A 20,599-nucleotide genomic window follows, 5' to 3' on the forward strand; every position below is an offset into this window, starting at 1 on the left:
CGGCGGGGGTCAGGGGGTGGTCACTCGGTCGCGGAAGGTGGTGCGGTAGGCCTGGGGGGTGGTGCCGACCCGGCGGGTGAAGTGGTGGCGCAGGGCGGCGGCGTCGCCGAAGCCGGCCCGGTCGGCCACGCTCTCCACGCTCAGCCGGGTCTCCTCCAGCAGCCGCCGGGCCAGCAGCACCCGCTGGTTGGTGAGCCAGTCGTGCGGGGTGGTGCCGGTCTCGGCCCGGAACCGGCGGGCGAAGGTCCGCGCCGACATGCCCGCGCGGGCGGCCAGCTCGTCCACCGTGGTCGGCCGGTCCAGGTGCCCGATCAGCCAGCTCAGCACCGGCTCCAGGGTGGGGGCCTCCGGCGTGGCCGCGATCGGCGCCTCGACGTACTGGGACTGGCCGCCGTCGCGGTGCGGAGGGACGACCATCCGGCGGGCCAGCCGGGTGGCGGTGGCCGAGCCGTGCTCCTGGCGGACGAGGTGCAGGCAGGCGTCGATGCCGGCGGCGGTGCCGGCGCTGGTGAGCACCGGCCCGTCGGCGACGTAGAGCGAGTTGCAGCGGACCCGGGCGGCCGGGTGGCGGCGTTGCAGCTCGTCGACGTACCGCCAATGGGTGGTGCACTCCCGGCCGTCGAGCAGCCCCGCCGCGCCCAGCACGAAGGCGCCGGAGCAGACGCTGAGCAGGTACGCCCCCCGGTCGGCGGCCCGGCGCAGCGCGTCCAGCACCGGCTCGGGCACCGCGCAGCCCTGGCTGTGGGCCGGCACGGCGACCAGGTCGGCCTCCTCGACCGGGCCGAGGTCGGCGTGCGGTGTGAGGCCGAAACCGGAGGAGGTGCGGACCGGGCCGCCGTCGGCGGTGCAGACGGCGAACCGGTAGCCGGGGAAGCCGTCGGCAGTCCGGTCGGTACCGAAGACCTCGGCGAGCACGCCGAGCTCGAACGGGGCGACCTGGTCGAGGGCGACGACGGCGACGGATCGAAGCATGTGACGAGGGTAACGCCACCGATGGCAGTAAATCGAGGGGCAATGGCATTTCTGCCACTGTCCGGCTCCGGGCGGCGGGCGGAAACTGGTACCAGTCCGGTGCGCACCGGCGGCGAAAACAGTCCAAACCAACGCGAAAGCGAGCGCCGCCATGGAACTCCTGCTGCTCCTGCTCTTCCTCGTCGCCCTGGCCGTCGCCTCGGCCGCCGGCCTCACCGCGGACAGCCGCGACTCGGCCGACTGGAAGCCGACCGACCAGGGTCGCCGCTGGCAGTCCCGCACCTGCTGAGGTGATTGGTCCGGATTGCCAAAAAAATCCACGGCGGGACCGCGCCAAAAGGGGCGGCCCCGCCGACGGAGGCCAGTCGGCGTACGGCAGGCTAGGAGCATGGCTGACGGCTCCTGGTACGACGCCGACATCGATCACGTGATCATCTCCGAGGCGCAGATCCGCGAGAAGACCGCGGAACTCGCCAAGCAGGTCTCGGCGGACTACGCCGGCGTCGAGGACGGACTCCTGCTCGTCTGCGTGCTCAAGGGCGCGGTCATGTTCATGGCCGACTTCGCCCGGGCGCTGGGCCGGCACGGCCCCCCGGCCGAACTGGAGTTCATGGCCGTCTCCTCGTACGGCCAGGGCACCACCTCCTCCGGCGTGGTCCGCATCCTCAAGGACCTGGACCGGGACATCGCCGGTCGGCACGTGGTCGTCGTCGAGGACATCGTCGACTCCGGCCTGACCCTCTCCTGGCTGCTGCGCTACCTGGAGTCCCGCTCCGCGGCCAGCGTCGAGGTGGTCGCCCTGTTCCGCAAGCCGGACGCGGTGAAGGTCCCCGTGCCGGTGAAGTACGTCGGCTTCGACATCCCGACCGAGTTCGTGGTCGGCTACGGCCTCGACTTCGGCGAGCGCTACCGCGAGCTGCCCTACGTCGGCGTGCTCAAGCCTGAGGTCTACGCCCGGGCCTGAGCCCTCGCCCGACCGGCCCGGGAGCCGGCCGTATCGGCCTTCATCGAGCGGACGTTCAGCGGGCTCTCAGCAAATCGGACTACGGTAGGTGCCGGTGGCGTGGAGGTGTTCTCCACGCCCGACCCCTCGACCCGTGTGTGACCGGCGGTCGGGTGGCCGGGTGCGGAGCTTCCGCCACACCGGCTGAAACCCCGGTTCGCCGTCCGCGTAAGTGCTGGGCTCAGAAGCTCACTCCTGGCGCACACCGCATTTTGGATGTGCGCGACTGCGGGGCTCGCAAGCTCACTCCTCGCGCGCACGGTGTACCGTCGAATGACCGCGGCGCGGCAGTTGGCGCGCCTCGGGGTCGAGGCCGGCCCGCACGGCGGCTCGGCGCCGCCAAGCGGCGACACCATTCAGACGGTCAGGACGTCGATCAGGAGGATGCGGGCGTCTCGGCGCTCGACAACAGCATGGAACGTACGCGTTTCTTCCGCCGACCGGTGGTCTGGATCATCCTGGTCATCCTCGGCGCCGTTGTGCTCAGTCAGCTGTTCACCGCTGGTCCCAGCTACCACCGCGTGGACACTTCCGTTGCGCTCGACCAGCTCCACACCGCCAAGATCAACAAGGTCGTCTTCCAGGACAAGGAGCAGACGCTCCAGCTCAACCTGGCCCAGAAGACCAAGTTCGGCGACACCACGACCGACCGGATCGAGGCCCAGTTCCCGTACGAGGTCGGCGACGAGGTCTGGAACGACGTCCTCGCGGCCAAGGCGGCCAACCGGGTCACCGGCCCGGCCGACGCCAAGGTGTCGTCCGACAGCATCTGGGTGAGCCTGCTGGTCAACCTGCTCCCGATCGCCCTGCTGGTGCTCCTGCTGATCTTCTTCATGTCGCAGATGCAGGGCGGCGGCTCCCGGGTGCTCAACTTCGGCAAGTCCAAGGCGAAGATGATCACCAAGGACACGCCGAAGACCACGTTCGCGGACGTGGCCGGGGCCGAGGAGGCCGTCGAGGAACTGCACGAGATCAAGGACTTCCTGCAGAACCCGGCGAAGTACCAGGCCCTGGGCGCCAAGATCCCGAAGGGCGTGCTGCTCTTCGGCCCGCCCGGTACCGGTAAGACGCTGCTCGCCCGCGCGGTGGCCGGCGAGGCCGGGGTGCCGTTCTACTCGATCTCCGGTTCCGACTTCGTGGAGATGTTCGTCGGTGTCGGCGCCAGCCGGGTCCGCGACCTCTTCGAGCAGGCCAAGGCGAACGCCCCGGCGATCGTCTTCGTCGACGAGATCGACGCCGTCGGCCGGCACCGTGGCGCCGGCATGGGCGGCGGCCACGACGAGCGCGAGCAGACCCTCAACCAGCTGCTCGTCGAGATGGACGGCTTCGACACCAAGGGCGGGGTCATCCTGATCGCCGCCACCAACCGGCCGGACATCCTCGACCCGGCGCTGCTGCGCCCGGGCCGCTTCGACCGGCAGATCCCGGTGGACGCCCCCGACATGGAGGGCCGCAAGGCCATCCTGCGGGTGCACGCCAAGGGCAAGCCGTTCACCCCCGACGTCGACCTCGACTCGGTGGCCCGGCGGACCCCCGGCTTCAGCGGCGCCGACCTGGCCAACGTCATCAACGAGTCGGCCCTGCTCACCGCCCGCAAGGACCAGCGGGCGATCACCAACGACTCCCTGGAGGAGTCGATCGACCGGGTGATCGCCGGTCCGCAGCGCCGGACCCGGGTGATGAGCGACCAGGAGAAGAAGATCACCGCGTACCACGAGGGTGGCCACGCGCTGGTCGCCTGGGCGCTGCCGCACGCCGCGCCGGTGCACAAGGTGACGATCCTGTCCCGTGGCCGCTCGCTGGGCCACACCCTGGTCCTGCCGACGGAGGACAAGTACACCCAGACCCGCGCCGAGATGGTCGACACCCTGGCGTACGCGCTGGGTGGCCGGGCCGCCGAGGAGCTGGTCTTCCACGAGCCGACCACCGGGGCCGGCAACGACATCGAGAAGGCCACCCAGCTGGCCCGCGCGATGATCACCCAGTACGGCATGAGCTCCAAGCTCGGTGCGATCAAGTACGGCACCAGCGGCGACGAGCCGTTCCTCGGCCGCAACATGGGCCACGAGCGGGACTACTCCGACGCGGTGGCCGCCGAGATCGACGGCGAGATGCGAGCCCTGATCGAGCTGGCCCACGACGAGGCCTGGGAGATCCTGGTGGAATACCGGGACGTCCTGGACAACATCGTCCTGGAGCTGATGGAGAAGGAGACCCTCTCCACCGCCGACATGGCCCGGATCTGCGCCCGGGTGGCGAAGCGCCCGCCGATGGCCCCCTACAACGGCTTCGGCAAGCGTCAGCCCTCCACCGAGCCCCCGGTGCTCACCCCGGCCGAGAAGGACAAGCTCAAGGCGCAGGCCCAGGCCGACGGCCTGTCCGTCGGCGGCTCGAACAACTCGGACGGTACCCACTGAACACCGACGCCGCGGCCGGCCCCGAGCACTCCTCGGGGCTGGCCGCCTCGTCGACCGAGCCCGACGGCGACGAGGCCCTGGACTACGTGGCCGCCCGGCTGATCAGCGGCAAGCTGACCGGCCGCCCGATCGAGGACACCATGGACCTCGACCGGATCGAGAAGGCCGTCCGCGAGATCCTCATCGCGGTCGGGGAGGACCCCGACCGGGACGGACTCCAGCAGACCCCGGCCCGGGTTGCCCGGGCGTACGCGGAACTCTTCGCCGGCCTCCGGGTCGACCCGGCCCAGGTGCTCAGCACCACCTTCGAGGCCAACCACGAGGAACTGGTGCTCGTCCGGGACATCGACGTGATGAGCCTCTGCGAGCACCACCTGCTGCCGTTCCGGGGCAGCGCGCACATCGGCTACATCCCCGGGCCGGACGGCCGGATCACCGGCCTGTCCAAGCTGGCCCGGCTGGTCGAGGTCTTCGCCCGCCGCCCCCAGGTCCAGGAGCGGCTCACCTCGCAGATCGCCGACCTGCTGATGACCAAGCTGGCACCGCGCGGCGTCGTCGTGGTGCTCGACTGCGAGCACATGTGCATGGCGATGCGCGGCATCCAGAAGAGCGGCGCCAAGACCATCACCTCGGCCGTGCGGGGCACCCTCCAGCACGATGCGAAGTCGCGCGCCGAGGCGATGGCCCTGATCATCCCGCGCTGACCCGTACCGTCCGACCGGCCGCGGCGCTCCCTTGGGGCGGCGCGGCCGTCGCGTCTCAGCCGGCCAGCATCGCCAGCATGATCGCGCTCGCGGTCGCCACCGCCGGAACCAGGCAGGTCAGCGCGCCCAGCCGGGGCGTCCGGTCCAGCCGCTCACCCGGACGGGGCGGAAAGAGCCGACCCACCGCCACCCAGCCCGCCCCGAACGCGACCGCCGGCATCGGCAGCCCCACCACCAGCGCCACCAGGCTCGCCGCGCCCGGCCCGGCGAGCACGAGGACGACCAGCTGGACGACCGGCACCAGCAGCGCCAACGGGCCGTACACCAGCAGGTTGCGGGCCCGGGGCGGCCAGGCCGCCGGGCGCAGCGGACCCTGCGCGGCCAGCGTCGCGTCGGCCGCGTCCGCCCACCCGCGAGCCACCCGCAGCGCGGCCAGCACCGCCGCCGGGCCGCCGACCATCGACCGGGCCGCCTCGGTCAGCTCCGGCGGCGTCGGGGTCAGCGAGATCGCCGGTACGCCCTGCTCCCGCAGCCCGGCCTGCTGCGGCGCCAGCCGGGCGTGCAGCTTGGTCAGTTCCCCCCGGGCCAGCTCCACCGCCCGGGCCTGCTCGGCGGCGGCGGTCGCCGCGCCGCGGCGTACCCCGTCCAGCTGCCGGGCGGCGGCCAGGTAGTCCGTCCACGCGGCGGCCACCGCGCCGACCGGCTCGTCACCGACCCGCTGCCGGACCGGCGCCGTCACCTCGCCGACGCCCACCACGGCGGCACCCTCACCACGCCCGCTCACGCCGGCTCCTCCCCGTCGGCGAACGGCACCAGCACGGTGCCCCGCTCGCCCGGACCGTCCCAGAGCACAACCCGGCCGGAGCGGGGCCGCCACTCCACCGGCCGGCCGAAGACCGCACCGAGCATCGCTCCCGGCACGTCCACCGCGGCGACCGTGGCCAGCTTGTCCACCTCGCCGTCCGGCGCCAGCAGCGCGGCGAACGGCGGCACCGTCCGCCACCAGCCCAGCAGGTGGACCCCGGCCGGCGGACCCTCGCGCAGCAGCGTGCGCAGCCGCTCCGCCGGCAACTCCTCCGCCGTCGCCAGGTCCACCCCGAAGACCACCAGGTACGCCGGCCCGGCGCCGTCGATCGCGCCGAGCAGCCCCGCCGCGTCGACCGTCTCCACCTGCTGCCGCTGCGCCAGCTCGGCCGACAACCCGGCGGCCACCGCGGCGGACCCCGCAGCCAGCGGTGCGAGCACGAACCGGGCCGTACCCGGCGGATGGTGGGCGGCGGTGCTGCGCGCGGCGTTCGCCAGCAGCCCGGCCGCCCCCGCGCCCGCGCCGAGGACGGCGAGATTGCGCCCGGCCACCGGGCCGAGCGGGACGGCCACCGTCGTCCGGGCCACGTCCACCGCCCGGCCGAGCAGGGCGGCCGGCCCACCGGCCCGCCCCGCCAGGGCGGCCCGCAGCCGAGGGTCGTTGCGCAGCAGCGGCCGGGCCCAGCCCGCGAAGACCACCGGCGGGGTGGTCCCCTCCGGGCGGGCCTCGAAGAGCCGGTGCCGCAGCCGTTCGACGATCTCCGGGGCGTCGTGCGGGTCGGGGAAGCGGACCAGGCGCTCGTGACCGCGGGTGGCCCCACGCGGGCCGCCCAGCCCACCCGCGGTGTTGACCACCGCGCTGCCCACCGCCAGGCCCGCCGCGGCGTCGTTGGTGGGCGCGAGCACCGCGCCGCCGCCGGAGAGCGCCACCCGCACCGGGAACTGCCCCAGCACCGAGTCCCGCGGTGCCGGCCCGGCGCCGATGCCCAGGTCACCCGCGCCGGCCAGCACCAGGTGGATCCCGTACGCGCGCCCGGCGCGGGCCAGCCCGTCCAGGCGGGCGAGCACGTCGGCGGCGACCGGGTCCCGGGTCGCCAGGAGCAGCGGGAAGTTGTCGATCACGCAGACGATCCGGGGCAGCGACTGGTGCTCCCGCAGCTGCGCGTAACGCTGCCCGCCGGCCCGTGCACCCGCCTCCTCGCGCCGGCGGATCTCCGCCGTGAGCTGGTCGAACAGGTCGCGCACGTACTCCGGGTCGGCGGCCATCGCGGCGGTCCGGACCTGCGGCACCCAGGAGCGGTCCCGCTCGGTCTGCAGGAACTCCACGAAGGACTCACCGTCGCCGAGGTCCACCAGGTTCAGGGCCAGCTCGTCCGGGCCGTAGCGGGCGGCGAGGCCGAGCAACGCGATGGTGAGGAACGCCGAGCGGCCGGCGTCGGAGCGACCGCTGACCAACCAGTGCGGCGTCAGCTCGGTGAAGCCCACCGGCACCGGCCGCCCGTTCGCGTCGCCCACGGTCGTCGAGAGCCCGTCGGCCGAGCCGGCCTGCCACAACGGCTCCTCCGCCGGCGGCAGCAGCTCGGCCAGGCCCAGCCGGGAACCGGCCTCCACCTGCTCGGCGAGCCGGCGGCAGACCGCCGCGATGAGGTCCGGCCCCGGGTCGTCGTCCACGAAGACCGGCGAGTTCAAGCCGCCCGGCGCGTCCCCGCCCGGCCCGCTGAACGGGCTCCCCGGCGGATCCCCGAGCAGCGCGTACGCGGTTCGCAGCTGCAACGGGGTGGCCTGCGGCAGCGGCGGGCGGGCCGCGTACGGGCCGGGAGGCGGCCAGCCGGCGACCACCAGATGCAGGCCGGCGGGACGGCCCTGCGCGGCCAGCGCCTCGATCCGGGCCAGGTCGCTCGGCCCGGTCAGCTCCGGCAGCCCGGCGATCACCAGCAGCAGCGTCCGATCGTGCCGGCGCGGCCGACCGGTGCCGGGGGAGACCCACTGCTCGGCCTCGGTGAGCACCGCCCGCAGGCCGGCCACGTCCACCGCCGGCGGCGGCAGCAGGCCCGCGTCGCCCAGTGCCGCGAAGGGCGCGAAGGTGTCGCCCGCGCCGACGCCGTCCACCGCGCGCACCAGCAGGCAGCCGGCCGGCGTCGCGGCCAGCAGCCGCAGCAGTACGGCCCGGAGCAGCCCGACCGCCCGGGGCTCCCGGGCGTCGACGTCGAGCGAGAGGTGACCGGTGCCGAGCAGCGGCACCAGCGCGGGGAAGCGGGCGTCGTCCAGCGGGGCGGCGGTGCCGACCCGCACGAAGGGCGGGTTCTCCTCGCCCGCCGGGGTGTCCGGCGGCAGGCCGTCCAGCGGAGCGCCGGCCCAGCCGGGGGCGAGCACCGTCGCCGCCGTACGCAGCCGGTCCGCCAGCTCGTACTGCCGGCGCTGGTCGGCGGGGGCGGGGCGGGTCTCGTCGAGCACGCCGGCGGCCGCGGCGGCGGTGGCGGCGGCCCGCCGGTGCAGAGCGGCGGCACGGTTCGTGCGCGACTTCGGACCGGCCACCGTGTCCACCCCTCTTTCCGAGGCTGGAAACCTCCCGAGCCCAGACGGTATCCCAGGTCCGTCCGCTCGCCCGGGAAGCGCGGCGGTGCGGAGCGGTCTTGTCGCAAAGCGTGCCGAACTCTCACGTCACGGGTTCGTCCTGTCACCATCCGCAGGATCTGGGGCATTGGGTACGAGGCGCTCAGCCGATAGCCTCAGGGGGTGGAATCAGTGCAGCCCCCCGCCGGTTCCCAGGTCTCCCGCGTACCGGCGCAGCGGACCCCGCCGGATCAGCTGGCACCCCCTGCCGTCGCGCCGGCGCCGCAGCAGCCGCCCCGCCGGACCCGCACCGTGCTCACCGTGGTCGCGGGGGTGCTGGCGCTGCTCTGCGTGAGTGGGGCGGTGATCGGCTACGTGCTGTACGACCGCGCCACGACGCCGGATCGCAGCGCGCCGGATGTGGTCGTCGTCAACTACCTGCAGGCGGCGTTGGTCGCCCGGGACGACAGCAAGGCGAACCTGTTCACCTGCGCCGGACCGCTACCGGCGGTTGATGGATTCCGGGATCAGATGACGGCTCGAGAGCAGGAACTCGGTATCGTCTTCTCGATCAACATTGAGGATGTCGCCGTCAACAAGACCGATGCCACCTCTGCCGCCGTCCACGCTGTCATCAGGAGAAGTGCCACCATCGACGGTGTTCAGCAGAGCCTGACGGACACCTGGCGCTTCGAGGTCGCCGACCAGCGTGAGGGTTGGCGGGTCTGCTCGGCTGCTCCCGCCCGGTGAGTCACTCGATCCACAGGAGATGCACCGGCACCTCCAGGGTGGTCGGTGGCTGGCCACGCCAGGCCCACCGGTACCACTCCAGTTCCGGAGTGACCCGGACGCAGATGTCGCCGTCGGCGCCGGAGTAGGTCTCGGTCACCGCACGCAGGTCCCGGTGCTCGACCGAGTCCTCCACGTGCACCACCCGTCGCCCGCTGACCGTGTCCGCCTCGAAGACCGGCGTGGGCGTCCGGTGGGCCGGCTCGTCCAGCGAGACCAGCCGGATGCCCTGCTCGCGACCGGCCGCGCCCGGGCGCGGACGCTCCCCGAGCGTCTCGACCCAGACCCGATCGACCGGGATCAACGGCGCGAAGACCTCGACCTGGTCGGACTCGGCCCGGTACCACTCGTGCTCGGGGATCACCGGCACGTAGGTGCGGCTGCCCTGCACCACCCGTTCGTCGGCCCGCAGGTCGCCCCGCCAGCCCAGGCCCGGCAGCCCGACCAGCACCCGCCGGCCGCGCAGCTCGACCCGCCCGGTGGCGGGCACGATCTCCACCGGCCGGGGTGTCAGTGGCGCCCAGTCGGGCTGGCCGGCGAAGGGATCCGGCAGCGGACCGGTCATCGTTCCGCGTGCCTCACGCTCGAGCCGTTGAGGGGTGCACCCCGCTGCCGCATGAACGGCACCGGGTCGATCGCCCCGCGGGAGCTGCGGTCGCCGTCCTGGTGCACCTCGAAGTGCAGGTGCGGGCCGGAGGAGTTGCCGCTGCTGCCCACCCGTCCGATTACCTCACCGGCTCGCACCTCCTGACCGGGGACGACCCGCGGCTTCTCCACCATGTGGCAGTAGCGGGAGATGTACCCGCCGGCGTGCAGGATGTCGACGAACCAGCCGCAGCCGCCCTTGCCGGGGTAGCCGTCCACGTCGCAGTCGAGCCGGCCCCGGCGGTCGGGGTCGCAGCGAGCCACCAGCACCCGTCCGGTGGCCGCCGCGTGGATCGGCGTGGTCCCCTTGGGTGCGGCGATGTCCACCCCGTGGTGCTGTGGTCGGCTCGCCGTTCGGAAGCCGGAGCCCACTCTGCCGGGGATCGGCGAGGTCCAGCCGGAGGCGGCGATCATCTTGGCGGAGGCCCGGTCGCAGACGGCCCTGTCGGCGATCAGCACCGTCCGGGCGCCCCCTTGCGTCAACGCGTTCACGATCTGGCCGGCGATGTCCTCGTGCTTGGCGTATGCGTCCGGGTAGGCGCTGATCTGGACCCGCTGGGCCGCCAGGGTCAACGGTAGCTGTTCCCACCCGTCCACCTTGAGCAGCTTCTCGTAGAACTTCCGGGCTGCGTAGTCCGGGCTCATTCGTTGCCCGACGCTGCCCCAGCCGGCCCGCTGCTGGAACAGGCCGACCGAGTCGTGGTCGGCGCCGACGCCCTCGTTCGAATATCGACCGGAACCAGCAACCGTGCTGTTGGCAAGGTTGCGCAGCGCAGACTCCTGCATGGCGGTCGCCACGGCAATCACCCAACCACGGGGCGGCACCTTCATCTCCTGGCCAACCTTGATGATCACAGCTGCGTTGCGCATTTGGGTCGGGCCGTACTTGGCGAGGCGGGGCATGTCACCGGTGACCTGGACGCGGTGGTCCTCTTCGCACTTCAGTTCCCCGCCGGTGAGGTTCTTCTGCTCGTTGCCGAGGTTGGTGAGGAAGAAGGCCGCAGTGCCACCACCGCAGCAGAGCAGCGTGAGTGTGGCGGTGAGTGCGGTTAGCAGGAAACTGAGGCGGAGTCGGCGACGGGGCTGCTGGCTCCCGTCCGACCCGTGCGCCGTCACTCCCGCTCCCAATCCACTGCGTCAACCAACCAGCGGCCGTCCGGTGCTACCAACTCCAGCCGAAGTCGCCCAGCGTCGAGTGGGACCAGCACCTCCACGAAGGCTTCGGTGCGTGGTCGAACAGTCGGTTCACCTGTCACCCTCACCGTCGGCACCTCCGTCGGGTCGACGCCGGTCAACTTCTCCGTCAGCGACGAGGTGGAGAGCGGTCGCAGATCCGCCTGCCACTTGGCCGCACTCGTGTCGGATCCACCCAGCCAGGCCGTGGTGAACTGGTCCGCGGTCTGTTCGGGAGTGAGTTCACCGGGACGAGTCTTGGGCGACGGTGGCACCGGTGCGGCGATGACACCATCGTCGCCCGCCTCTGGGTCCACCGTCGTGATGGGCTCGTTTGGCCGGCTGCTGAGGCCGCTGGCCGGGTCGGCGGGCCCGCTGGCAAGCCGGGCCGTACCGATGATGGCGAAAACCACCACGGCGATCGCGAGCGCGACGCCGGTCCGGGACCGCAGAACCCGGGTGGCCAGGAACTCGATCGCTCGCCGCATGGCCGTCACCGGGCCTCGGAGCGCACCCGGGGGTTCGGCCTGCTGGCCGGTGCGCGCTCGGCGGAATCCGGTCGGTACACGACGAAGGCGGGCGACTCCTCGGGCACGTCCGGCTCTGTCCAGCTGGCTGGCTGCCGACGGCGGGGACGCGGCGCGGTGGTCCGCGCACCGTCGCCGGAGCGCACCTCGGGAGGGTCCGTCTCGTCGGCGCGTTCCCGGCCGTCCGGTCGATCCCGCACGGCGAGGGTGGTGGAGGCGTGCGAGGGGTCCTCGCGCCGGGCCTCCGGGCGCAGGTTCGACGGCTCCAGCGCCAGCCCGCGGCGCCGGCCGAGGGCCGGCTCGGTCGTGCCACCCGGCTCCACCACGTCGAGCCGCGCGGCGACCCGCATGTCGCGGAAGAAGCGACGGTGCCAGGAGCCGGCCGAGCTGACCGCCTCGCTGCTGTCCTTGCCTCCGAGCTGGGTGATCCGCCGGTACGGGCGCAGCAGCAGCCAGCCGACCACGCCGCAGAGCCAGACCAGCACCACCTGCAGCCAGCCTGGCAGGCTGGGCGTGCTCATGATCAGGTCCACCGCGAAGAGGTAGATGGCGGCCCCGGTACCGAAGATGGCGATGTTGAAGAGGGCGGCGACCACCGCGTTGCCGAGGCGACGTAGCCCGGCGCTGGCGGGCCGCAGGAGGCCGACCGTGCCCAGAATGGGTGCCGCGATTACCGCCCACCGGAAGATCAGGAAGCCGAGCAGCACCAGCAGGGACGCGGTCAGGTCGAACATCGCGAAGAGCAACGAGGCCAGCACGGCGATGAAGCCAGCGCCGATGCGGTCCATGTCCCGAGTGCCCTGGAGATACTCGTACGCCTCGGGGTCCTCCTTGCTGATCTGTTCGGTGACCTTCATCCACTGCTGCTGCTTGGCCTTGATGGTGGCCGCGCGCGTCGCCGGATTCGCCCGGATCGACTTGGCTTCTCCCCAGGTCAAGGAGCGGGCGTCGTAAAGCGCAGGGCCGTATTTCTTCGCGGTTTCGCTGTCCGCCGAGCCGAGGACGCCGCGCAGCCAGTTTCGGTAGAGCATGGTCTCGGTTGCGGTGTCGCTGGCGCGGACAGCGGGTGGGCGGAGGTCCTTGCAGCGGTTGGGATCGGGGTCGATGCACCGTCCCGGTGCGGGCTCCTTTGCCTGAGGGCCCACCGCGTCGTGGACGACGCCGAGGGTGGTGATGAGGGTGCCGTCGGCGATGTTGGCGGACTTGACGGGCCAGGCGGCCAGGGCGGTCACCGCGACCATCACCAGCAGCGCCCAGCCGGCCGTGGTCATCGCGTTGCTCATGTCCGACTGGCGGGACCGCCAGAGCAGATAGAGGCCCACCACGCAGAGCGTGACGATGCCGAAGACACTAAACACCTTCTGGTAGACCGCCTTGGTCGACTTCTCCACCAGCGGGTCGGCCCAACCCCACATCGAGCGCGGGTCCCACGCCCGTTCCCGAAGGGCGTTCGACGCGCCGATGACCGCAGTCGCGATCATGAACTCGCCGTTCGCCACCGTGGTGGTGAACTTGTAGTCAGCATGGAGTACCGAGGACCCGCAGCCCAAGTCATAAGTGTTGTAGCTGTAGCCCGCGTAGCCATAAAGGCTGTAGCGCCCGGTTACTCCGCCCGTTGACGACGCGGGCGGCTCGCCCGCGAACCATCCAGCCAGACCGGCGTCCGGAGCGCCCGGGGTGGGCGGATCGAGGCATTCCGCTCGCGCGCTGGTCACATCCTGCAGCTTGGCGACGCAGGCGCGGAAGTCGGCCTGCCACTCCTTCGTGCTGCACAGCTCCGCCGCCGCCTGGGCCGCAACCGGCGGGGCCGCCGAGGCCGGTGTCGCCCCGACCACCGGCCAGCCGATCGTGGCCCCGGCGAGTACGCCGAGCGCGAGGAGGAGCGCCGCGATCCGTGCCCGGGCCCTCGCCATGTCACGCCTCCAGGTCAGCCAGGACGGTCGGCAGTTGCCCGGCCACCTGGGCGACCGCGGCGGGGGTGGTGTCGAGGTGCTGCAGCAGCCCCTCGACGTACGACACGTCGACCCGGACCTTCTGCACCCGGCCGTCCACGTCGCGCATGACGAACTCGCGGAAGCCGAGCCGGTCGGCCGAGGTGGCGTCGACGGCGGAGAGCGAGGCGAGGGTGGCCTCGTACCCGTCGTCGACCGGCACCCGGAGCAGCCGTAGCGCCTCGGAGGCGATCTCGGCGTCCTCGGCGATCCGCCCGACGAAGACGGTGGAGACGAGGTTCTGCACGTCCAGGCCGAGGATGTCCTTCGGGTTCTGCGAGGCGACCAGGGCGGCGAGGTTCCACTTGCGGGAGTCCCGGGCGAGCCGGACCAGGAACGACCGGCCGGAGCGCCAGCCCTCCATGAAGTGCGCCTCGTCCAGGCCGACCAGCTTGCGCGACGACATCGACCCGCCGTAGCAGCGGCGTACGGCGAGGCGGTGCGCGGTGTGCAGCATCGGCAGCGCCAGCGCCTCCTCGGCGGACCAGTACTCCCGTTCGATCTTGAGATCGGGGAGCCGCAGGCCGGCCATGGTGATCACGGTGAGCGCCGCGTCGGCGCCGAGCAGCCCCTCCGGCGGGCGGCCGAAGAAGAGCATCGCCAGTGGCATCTCGGCGGTGTCGAGCAGCAGGTTGGCCAGCTCCCGGCCGGCGTCGTCGTCCATTCCCTGCAGGCAGGCGACCACGTCGTCCAGGGTGGAGGTCTCCTCCGCCGGCACCTGGCGTACGGCGTGCCGGAACAGGGTTGCGGTGGACGCCTCGCGGGCCACCTGCGGCGGGACCAGCATCATGCAGATGTCCTGCACCAGCATCCGGCGCTCGGCGCGGGCGTTGGAGACCGCGATCGCGAACTCCCGGTCGCCGGCCGCACCGCTGCCGAACTCGCTGCGCAGCGGAGTGGGGATGAGCGAGTACGGCGCCAGCGTCCCGTGCTCCGACCCGGTCAGGTTGAGCACCCGGGAGTACGGTCGCAGCTCCGGCATCGCGCAGAGCCGGGCCAGCGGGCCGGACGGGTCCAGCAGGGTCACCTGCACCCCGCGCCGGGCGGCGAGGTAGCCCAGGGCACCGAGCAGGGTCGACTTGCCACCGCCCGGCTCGGCCACGAAGACCGCCAGGCCGGAGCGTTCCCGGACCTCCATCGGGAAGTGCAGGTCGAGGAAGACTGGCCGGCGGCAGGTGCCGGCGGTACGCCCGATCAGGTCACCCCGGCGGTCGCCGACCGTGGAGGCGGCCTGCGGCAGCGCGGCGGCGAGCAGGTTGACCGGCATCCGGCGGACGTATCCGGTGTTGGCGATCGGCTCGCCGGGGATGAACTCGCGGGCCAGCCAGTCCTGGTTCTTCGGGTGCTGCAGCGAGATGCGCAGCTCGCGGGAGTAGAGCTGGATGAGCCGGCGGGCCCGTTCCAGGCACTCCTCCCGGGTCCGGCCGCCGACGGCGATCCGGTGCCAGCCGTGCGCCCGGGCCGAGTCCACCGGCAGGCCGGTGGTCATCTCGTCGCCGATCACCAGCGCCCGCTTGGCCAGTCGTTCCAGCTCGGGCGGGGCGTCGATGCCGTGCTCGGCGTAGTCGAGCTGCTGCGAGCGGATCATCCGCAGCCGGTGCTCGAGGTTACGGAAGGAGTCGCCGGAGCCGAGGATGTCGACCCGGGTGGAGATCTCCATCGGCCAGGGCAGCCGCTCGTGGAAGTGCAGCCACGGTTCGTGCCGCTCGGGGATCTCCAGCGGCTCCATCCGGCCGACCGCGAGCACGGCGACGTGCCGCTCCTCGCCGGTCATCCGGTTGACCAGCTTCACGGTGGAGCCGTACGGGGTGCGGTAGCGCTCGACCTGCTCGGTGAGGGCGAGCAGGTCGCCCCGCTCCCACCGGCCGTTGGTCACCGGCGAGAGCGTGCCCGGCGGCGCCATGCAGAGCGCGACCGAGCGGTAGAGCAGCCATTCCAGCTCCTGCGCGGTCACCCGGCGACCGCGCATGCCGAACGCGCCCAGCACCTCGTCGAACTGCTCGACGGTGCGGCCCAGTTTGCGGCGCTCGCCGTCGGCGGTGCCCCGGCCGAAGGCGCGCAGCACCCGTTCGGTGAGCGAGTCGCCGAGCGAGCGCCGGGCGAAGGTGACGCCGAGGTAGGTCTGCCCTTCGGCGTGGTTCACCGACATCAGGTGCCGCTGAGCGGCGACCAGGTGGTCGGCCCAGCCGGGCGTGCCGGGGACGTCGGGCAGCGGCGCGGCGGTGTGCGTGTCGATGGTGCGGGCCCACTCGTCCGCCGGGAACGGGCGGGTGGTGCGGCGCAGGTGCAGCCGGAACCCGGCCAGGCCGGCGTACTGCTCGGAGATCGCCGAGAGCAGCGCCTCCCGCTCGGCGTCCGGCCGGAACGCCCAGCGCACCTCGGGCAGCCAGTACCAGGCGGTGACGGTGTTGGGGGTGAAGGTCAGGTGACCGGCGATCTCGGTGATCGCCAGCTCGATCGACGGGTCCCGGTCACCAAACTTGATCTTCGGGGGGCGTACCCGGACGGGCTTGGCGGGCGTGCGCCGGCTGGCCGCGCGCTGGCGCGGCGGTGCCAGCTCCCGGGAGGCCCGCTCCGCCGGCTCGCGCGGCCCGGGCTCGGCCAGCTGGCGTCGGCCCGGCTCGGCCACCGCGTGACGGGTCGGCTCCCCGGCCTCGCGCCGCGACGGCCCGGCGGGCACCGCCCGGGGCAGCTCCTCCGGCTCGGGCCACTCCGGCTCGGCCGGCTCGGAACGTACCGGTTCGACGGTCTCCCGGCGGGCGCGCTCGGCGCTGTCCCGGCGGGTCCGTTCGACGGTCTCCCGCCGGCCGCGTTCGGCGGCCTCGCGGGCGGTGCGTGCCTCGGCTTCCAGCGCGCGTGGTGCGCGCGGGGTCGGCGTCTGCGCCGGTCGATCCGGGACCGGCTCGGGCTCGGCGGGCGGACGGAGCACGGGCAGGCGATCACCGGGCTGGTGCGGGACGCGGCCACGCGGTGCCCGGTCGGCGGCCGGCGGGGCCTCGATCGCTGGGGGCGCGGGCGTCTCGATGGCGGGCGCCGGTGCGACCGACGCGGGCGGGGCCGCCGGCTGGTGCGGGATCGGCGGGTGCTCCCGGCCGCCGTGGCGCGGGGCCGACACCGGGGGCGGCGGGCCGGGGCGCGGCGGCGCGACCGGGCCGCCGAAGAGGTCGAGGAACGGGGAGTCGATGTCGGTGCCGTCGCCGACCAGCATCGGCGGGCCCGGCTCGACCGGCGGTACGCCACGGCCGTTCGTCGGCCGGGGGGCCTGGAAGACACCGACGCCACCGTGCCCGGGGCTGGTCACCAGGGCCGGGTCGTACGGCTGCTCGTCCCGGGCCTCCTCGTCCGGGTAGTCGAGCGACCGCGCACGGTTACCGTGCGGGGCGCTGTGCCGTCCGGCCGGGAGACCCGGCGTGGAAGAGCGACTCATGCGACCGCCTCACCCGCGTGGTCCGACTGCCCGATCGAGGTACGCCCGGTCATGCCAGTTCCTCCCTGATCCTGATCCGGCTGCCGACCAGGCGGGGGTCCCGCAGTTCGGCGGCCGGCTCCCGGGTGCGTCGCCAGTCGGTCAGGGCGGTGCGGATGACCATCCGTGCCGGCCGGTCCGGGTCGACGTACCGGAAGATGAACGAGGTGCTCACGATGGCGAGCGCGATCTCCCAGGCGGGGAAGAGCTCGACCTGCAGCGTGAACAACCAGTGGATGAACATGTAGAGGGGTACGAGCAGCATGAACAGGCCGTACTGGGCGTACGGCAGGTGGACGGGAAGGGTGTAGCCGGGCGGCCCGAGGTAGACCAGGCGAGCCCGGTAGATGTCGTCGTCGGTGCGCAGCCGCATGTCTCGCCCGGGCCTATTCGAAGATCAGGTCGATCAGGTAGTCACCGACGAAGAAGAGTGTGGCCGCCCCGGCGATGAAGGCCAGGCCGACGATCGCGATGGCGGAGCTGGTGAGCACCTTGGAGATCTCACCCCGGCTGGCGCGGCCGATGAAGATGACGCCGAGCACGGCGAGCAGAATGGGTGCGATCTTGCTGGCGAAGAAGGTGACGACGCCGTTGGTGTCGATGCCCTTCGGAGCCTCCGCGGCGAGCGGCGCCGTCGCCAGGGTGTGCAGGGCCTGCGCGACGCCGGACGTCGCCGTCTGCATGAGCTCGAAGGCGATCACTGGAACCTCCCCATGTCGCGGCCGGCGGTGCCGCGGCGGTGCAGTAGGCAAGCCTGGCGGGAAATATGCTCACTCAGCGCAGCGTCGGCGACGCTACGTTCGTTGCCCACCACGGAGAGTGGTGAGCTTTGGGGGGATTCTTCCCGCTTCGGCCCTCCCTCCAGGCTTCGCCATCTCGATGCTGGGCAATTCCACAGCGTACGGGCCGCCCCCCTTTGCGACAACCCGCGAAGACTCGGCCCGATTCGACCCGGACGACCGATCGTACACCTGTTCCAATGCGCATGTCAGGGGGTCGGCGGGCGGGGCCTGCCCGACCGGTACCGTCTAGTCGTGACCGATCTGGTACGGGCCCAGGCCCCGGTGGTGATGGGCGTCCTCAACGTCACGCCCGACTCCTTCTCCGACGGCGGCCGGTACGCCGACCTCGACGCCGCGGTCGCGCACGGAACCCGGCTGCGCGCCGAGGGCGCCGCGCTGGTCGACGTCGGTGGCGAGTCCACCCGGCCGGGCGCCGACCGGGTCGACGCCGCGACCGAGGCGGCCCGGGTCCTGCCGGTGGTCCGGGAACTCGTCGCGGCCGGCGTCGCGGTCAGCATCGACACCAGCCGGGCCTCGGTCGCCGAGGCGGCCCTGGCGGCCGGGGCCGCCGTGGTCAACGACGTCTCCGGCGGGCTCGCCGACGCGGACATGGCCCGGGTGGTGCGCGACGCCGGCTGCCCCTGGGTGCTGATGCACTGGCGCGGCCACTCGCGCGGCATGCGCGAGCTGGCCAGCTACACCGACGTGGTCGCCGACGTGCGCGCCGAGCTGGGCCGGCGGGTCGACGAGGCGCTGGCCGCCGGGGTTTCCGCCGACCGGATCATCGTCGACCCCGGGCTCGGCTTCGCCAAGACCGCCGCGCACAACTGGGAGCTCAGCGCCCGCCTGCCCGAGCTGGTCGCGCTCGGTTTCCCGCTGCTGTTCGGGGCGAGCCGCAAGTCGTACCTCGGTCGGTTGCTGGCCGACGCCGACGGCGAGCCGCGACCCACGCAGGACCGGGAGGCGGCCACCGTCGCCACCAGCCTGCTCGCCGTCGCGGCCGGCGCCTGGGGGGTACGCGTGCACGACGTGCGCGGCACCACCGACGCGCTCGCCGTCTGGCAGGCCACCGGCCGCCCGCGACTGGCCGCCGAGCCCACCGGTCTGGACGCTGGCGATGTCGGCGTGCCCGCGGCCGGCGCTGGGCGGGAGAGCGAGCGGGCGCGGTGAGCGCGGCCGCAATGGCGCCGGGCACGCCGGCGGCACCAGAGCGAGCGGACGCGCCGACCGCGTCCGGGGTGGGGACGGCCGGGTACGGCGGCCGGGACGAGGGAGCACGATGACCGACCGGATCGAGTTGACCGGCCTGCGGGCGCGCGGCCGGCACGGCGTGTACGACTTCGAACGCGCCCAGGGGCAGGAGTTCGTCGTCGACGCGGTGCTGGAGGTCGACCTGGGCCCGGCCGCCCGCTCCGACGAGGTGACCGACACGGTGCACTACGGCGAGCTGGCCGAGAAGCTGGTCGCGGTGATCACCGGCGAACCGGTCGCGCTGATCGAGACGCTCGCCGACCGGCTGCTCGCGGTCTGCCTGGCCGAGCCGCTGGTCGCCGCCGCCACCGTCACCGTGCACAAGCCCGAGGCGCCGATCCCGCACACCTTCACCGACGTCGCCGTGACGATGCGGCGGACCCGATGACCCGGGCCGTGCTCTCCCTCGGCAGCAACCTCGGCGACCGCCTCGCCCACCTGCGGGCGGCGGTCGCCGGGCTCGGCGACGCGGTCCTGGTGGTCTCCGGTGTCTACGAGACTCCACCGTGGGGGGACACCGACCAGCCGGCGTACCTCAACGCGGCGGTGATGGTCGCGGACCCGGCGGCGACCCCCCGCGACTGGCTGGACCGGGCCCGGGCCGCCGAGCGGGCGGCGGGCCGGACCCGCGACCCGGAGCGCCGCTTCGGGCCGCGCACCCTGGACGTGGACGTCGTCGCCGTCTGGGACGCCGCCGGCGAGCCCGTGCGCAGCGACGACCCCGAATTGACGCTGCCGCATCCCCGGGCCCACCTGCGGGCGTTCGTGCTGCGGCCGTGGATCGACATCGAACCGCACGGCCGGCTGCCCGGGCACGGCTGGCTGACCGACCTGCTCAACGCCGAACCGCTCGCCGGTGACGCGCTGGAACTGAGCCCTCGGCCCGATCTGGCGTTAGAGTCGACCCCATGACCGAGTGGAGCCGGCCGGCATGACCCAGGCGCAGCCCCCGCGCGGGAGCGAACCCGACCGCTTCCGGATGGGTCCCACCCGGATCTCCACCCTGGTCGTCGCCGCCCTCGCCGCCGCCGCGGTGGCCTGGCTGCTGATCAGCACCTTCTACTACGACGTCGCGCCGGACCTGCCCTGGCTGCCGGTGGTCACGCTGGGCGCGCTCGCGGTGCTCGAGGCGTACGCGGCGGCCAACACCCGCAGCCGGATCGAGCGCCGGCCCGGCCGGTACCCGGTGAACCCGCTGCTGGTCGCCCGGTTCGTGGTGCTGGCCAAGGCGTCCTCGCTGGCCGGGGCGATCTTCACGGGCTGCTACGCGGGGCTGACCGGGTGGCTGTTCATCGAGGACACCAACGCCGCCATGAACGACCGTCCGGCGGCCGGCGCCGGGTTGCTCGCCGCGCTGGCCCTGACCGTCGCCGCGCTCTGGCTCGAACGCGCCTGCCGGGTCCCCGCGCAGGAGGACGACGAGGACCGCGAGCCCGGCGAGCGGCAGGGTCCCCAGCCCCGCCGCTGATCAGGGGGGTTACGCCCGGCCGCGCGCGCAGGTACCGTCCCTGGCGACCGGAGC

19 protein-coding genes are annotated in these 20,599 nt (G+C 73.2%); 9 read left to right on the forward strand and 10 right to left on the reverse strand.

All coding sequences use genetic code 11. The features are described 5' to 3' along the window. Positions 1–9: 9 nt before the first annotated feature. A complete protein-coding gene (locus tag ACSNN7_RS13515) occupies positions 10–972 on the reverse strand; it encodes a GlxA family transcriptional regulator (RefSeq protein ID WP_436681091.1) in 963 nt (320 codons plus the stop codon). 151 nt (positions 973–1,123) lie between these two features. Between ACSNN7_RS13515 and ACSNN7_RS13520 the strand changes: the two genes are divergently transcribed. The 4 genes from ACSNN7_RS13520 to folE all read left to right on the forward strand — a co-directional run bounded on the left by ACSNN7_RS13520 (position 1,124) and on the right by folE (position 5,096). Next, a complete protein-coding gene (locus ACSNN7_RS13520) occupies positions 1,124–1,261 on the forward strand; it encodes a hypothetical protein (protein WP_436681092.1) in 138 nt (45 codons plus the stop codon). Positions 1,262–1,360: 99 nt separating this feature from the next. After that, entirely contained in the window at positions 1,361–1,936 is a 576-nt protein-coding gene (gene hpt, locus ACSNN7_RS13525; protein WP_088976453.1) for a hypoxanthine phosphoribosyltransferase, read from the forward strand. A gap of 452 nt (positions 1,937–2,388) precedes the next feature. Then, positions 2,389–4,392 (forward strand): ATP-dependent zinc metalloprotease FtsH, encoded by a 2,004-nt coding sequence (ftsH, locus tag ACSNN7_RS13530; protein ID WP_334455681.1) that lies wholly within the window; start codon positions 2,389–2,391, stop codon positions 4,390–4,392. Between the two features lie 38 nt (positions 4,393–4,430). Then, positions 4,431–5,096 carry a GTP cyclohydrolase I FolE gene (gene folE / locus ACSNN7_RS13535; protein WP_436681133.1) on the forward strand — a complete coding sequence of 222 codons (666 nt, stop codon included), beginning with the start codon at positions 4,431–4,433 and terminating at the stop codon, positions 5,094–5,096. Positions 5,097–5,151: 55 nt separating this feature from the next. Here folE and ACSNN7_RS13540 read toward each other — a convergent pair whose 3' ends face one another. Then, positions 5,152–5,880, reverse strand: a complete 729-nt coding sequence (locus tag ACSNN7_RS13540; RefSeq protein ID WP_436681093.1) for a hypothetical protein — start codon at positions 5,878–5,880, stop codon at positions 5,152–5,154. Beyond that, entirely contained in the window at positions 5,877–8,444 is a 2,568-nt protein-coding gene (locus ACSNN7_RS13545) for an FtsK/SpoIIIE domain-containing protein (protein WP_436681094.1), read from the reverse strand. The genes ACSNN7_RS13540 and ACSNN7_RS13545 overlap by 4 nt, the downstream gene beginning before the upstream one ends. A 321-nt stretch (positions 8,445–8,765) precedes the next feature. Here ACSNN7_RS13545 and ACSNN7_RS13550 point away from each other — a divergent pair, with 321 nt between their 5' ends. Then, the gene (locus ACSNN7_RS13550) at positions 8,766–9,203 is read left to right on the forward strand and encodes a hypothetical protein (protein WP_436681095.1); all 438 of its coding nucleotides are present in this window, start codon (positions 8,766–8,768) and stop codon (positions 9,201–9,203) included. Position 9,204: 1 nt separating this feature from the next. Here the strand turns inward: ACSNN7_RS13550 and ACSNN7_RS13555 are convergent, their stop codons facing one another. Genes ACSNN7_RS13555 through ACSNN7_RS13585 form a run of 7 tightly spaced genes read right to left on the reverse strand, consistent with a single transcriptional unit; the run spans position 9,205 to position 17,745 of the window. Beyond that, positions 9,205–9,807: a hypothetical protein gene (locus tag ACSNN7_RS13555; protein WP_436681096.1), complete on the reverse strand. Its 603-nt coding sequence runs from the start codon at positions 9,805–9,807 to the stop codon at positions 9,205–9,207. Then, a complete protein-coding gene (locus tag ACSNN7_RS13560; protein ID WP_436681097.1) occupies positions 9,804–11,003 on the reverse strand; it encodes a M23 family metallopeptidase in 1,200 nt (399 codons plus the stop codon). Before ACSNN7_RS13560 ends, ACSNN7_RS13555 begins: the two co-directional genes overlap by 4 nt. Then, positions 11,000–11,557 (reverse strand): hypothetical protein, encoded by a 558-nt coding sequence (locus ACSNN7_RS13565; protein ID WP_436681098.1) that lies wholly within the window; start codon positions 11,555–11,557, stop codon positions 11,000–11,002. The genes ACSNN7_RS13560 and ACSNN7_RS13565 overlap by 4 nt, the downstream gene beginning before the upstream one ends. Further along, entirely contained in the window at positions 11,554–13,500 is a 1,947-nt protein-coding gene (locus tag ACSNN7_RS13570; protein ID WP_436681099.1) for an MFS transporter, read from the reverse strand. The genes ACSNN7_RS13565 and ACSNN7_RS13570 overlap by 4 nt, the downstream gene beginning before the upstream one ends. A gap of 1 nt (position 13,501) precedes the next feature. Next, complete coding sequence (locus tag ACSNN7_RS13575) at positions 13,502–17,005, reverse strand: ATP-binding protein (protein ID WP_436681100.1); 3,504 nt, start codon at positions 17,003–17,005, stop codon at positions 13,502–13,504. Between the two features lie 49 nt (positions 17,006–17,054). After that, positions 17,055–17,417 (reverse strand): hypothetical protein, encoded by a 363-nt coding sequence (locus ACSNN7_RS13580; RefSeq protein ID WP_067302246.1) that lies wholly within the window; start codon positions 17,415–17,417, stop codon positions 17,055–17,057. 13 nt (positions 17,418–17,430) lie between these two features. After that, positions 17,431–17,745 carry a hypothetical protein gene (locus ACSNN7_RS13585; RefSeq protein WP_436681101.1) on the reverse strand — a complete coding sequence of 105 codons (315 nt, stop codon included), beginning with the start codon at positions 17,743–17,745 and terminating at the stop codon, positions 17,431–17,433. A gap of 333 nt (positions 17,746–18,078) precedes the next feature. On the opposite strand from ACSNN7_RS13585, the gene folP reads away from it, so the two are divergent. The 4 genes from folP to ACSNN7_RS13605 all read left to right on the forward strand — a co-directional run bounded on the left by folP (position 18,079) and on the right by ACSNN7_RS13605 (position 20,545). Next, positions 18,079–18,996, forward strand: a complete 918-nt coding sequence (gene folP, locus ACSNN7_RS13590; protein ID WP_436681102.1) for a dihydropteroate synthase — start codon at positions 18,079–18,081, stop codon at positions 18,994–18,996. Between the two features lie 109 nt (positions 18,997–19,105). Next, entirely contained in the window at positions 19,106–19,465 is a 360-nt protein-coding gene (gene folB, locus ACSNN7_RS13595; protein ID WP_436681103.1) for a dihydroneopterin aldolase, read from the forward strand. Next, positions 19,462–19,989: a 2-amino-4-hydroxy-6-hydroxymethyldihydropteridine diphosphokinase gene (gene folK / locus ACSNN7_RS13600; protein ID WP_436681104.1), complete on the forward strand. Its 528-nt coding sequence runs from the start codon at positions 19,462–19,464 to the stop codon at positions 19,987–19,989. The genes folB and folK overlap by 4 nt, the downstream gene beginning before the upstream one ends. A gap of 19 nt (positions 19,990–20,008) precedes the next feature. After that, positions 20,009–20,545, forward strand: a complete 537-nt coding sequence (locus ACSNN7_RS13605; RefSeq protein ID WP_436681105.1) for a DUF3180 domain-containing protein — start codon at positions 20,009–20,011, stop codon at positions 20,543–20,545. Positions 20,546–20,599: the final 54 nt, after the last annotated feature.

This window comes from Micromonospora sp. URMC 105, from assembly GCF_051386295.1.
Lineage (GTDB): Bacteria > Actinomycetota > Actinomycetes > Mycobacteriales > Micromonosporaceae > Micromonospora.

Excerpts from the sequence above, each read along its gene's own strand:
- ACSNN7_RS13515 (WP_436681091.1), bottom strand. The coding sequence starts at position 972 with ATGCTTCGATCCGTCGCCGTCGTCGCCCTCGACCAGGTCGCCCCGTTC.
- ACSNN7_RS13520 (WP_436681092.1), top strand. The coding sequence starts at position 1,124 with ATGGAACTCCTGCTGCTCCTGCTCTTCCTCGTCGCCCTGGCCGTCGCC.
- hpt (WP_088976453.1), top strand. The coding sequence starts at position 1,361 with ATGGCTGACGGCTCCTGGTACGACGCCGACATCGATCACGTGATCATC.
- ftsH (WP_334455681.1), top strand. The coding sequence starts at position 2,389 with ATGGAACGTACGCGTTTCTTCCGCCGACCGGTGGTCTGGATCATCCTG.
- ACSNN7_RS13555 (WP_436681096.1), bottom strand. The coding sequence starts at position 9,807 with ATGACCGGTCCGCTGCCGGATCCCTTCGCCGGCCAGCCCGACTGGGCG.
- ACSNN7_RS13570 (WP_436681099.1), bottom strand. The coding sequence starts at position 13,500 with ATGGCGAGGGCCCGGGCACGGATCGCGGCGCTCCTCCTCGCGCTCGGC.
- ACSNN7_RS13575 (WP_436681100.1), bottom strand. The coding sequence starts at position 17,005 with ATGAGTCGCTCTTCCACGCCGGGTCTCCCGGCCGGACGGCACAGCGCC.
- ACSNN7_RS13580 (WP_067302246.1), bottom strand. The coding sequence starts at position 17,417 with ATGCGGCTGCGCACCGACGACGACATCTACCGGGCTCGCCTGGTCTAC.
- folB (WP_436681103.1), top strand. The coding sequence starts at position 19,106 with ATGACCGACCGGATCGAGTTGACCGGCCTGCGGGCGCGCGGCCGGCAC.
- folK (WP_436681104.1), top strand. The coding sequence starts at position 19,462 with ATGACCCGGGCCGTGCTCTCCCTCGGCAGCAACCTCGGCGACCGCCTC.
- ACSNN7_RS13605 (WP_436681105.1), top strand. The coding sequence starts at position 20,009 with ATGACCCAGGCGCAGCCCCCGCGCGGGAGCGAACCCGACCGCTTCCGG.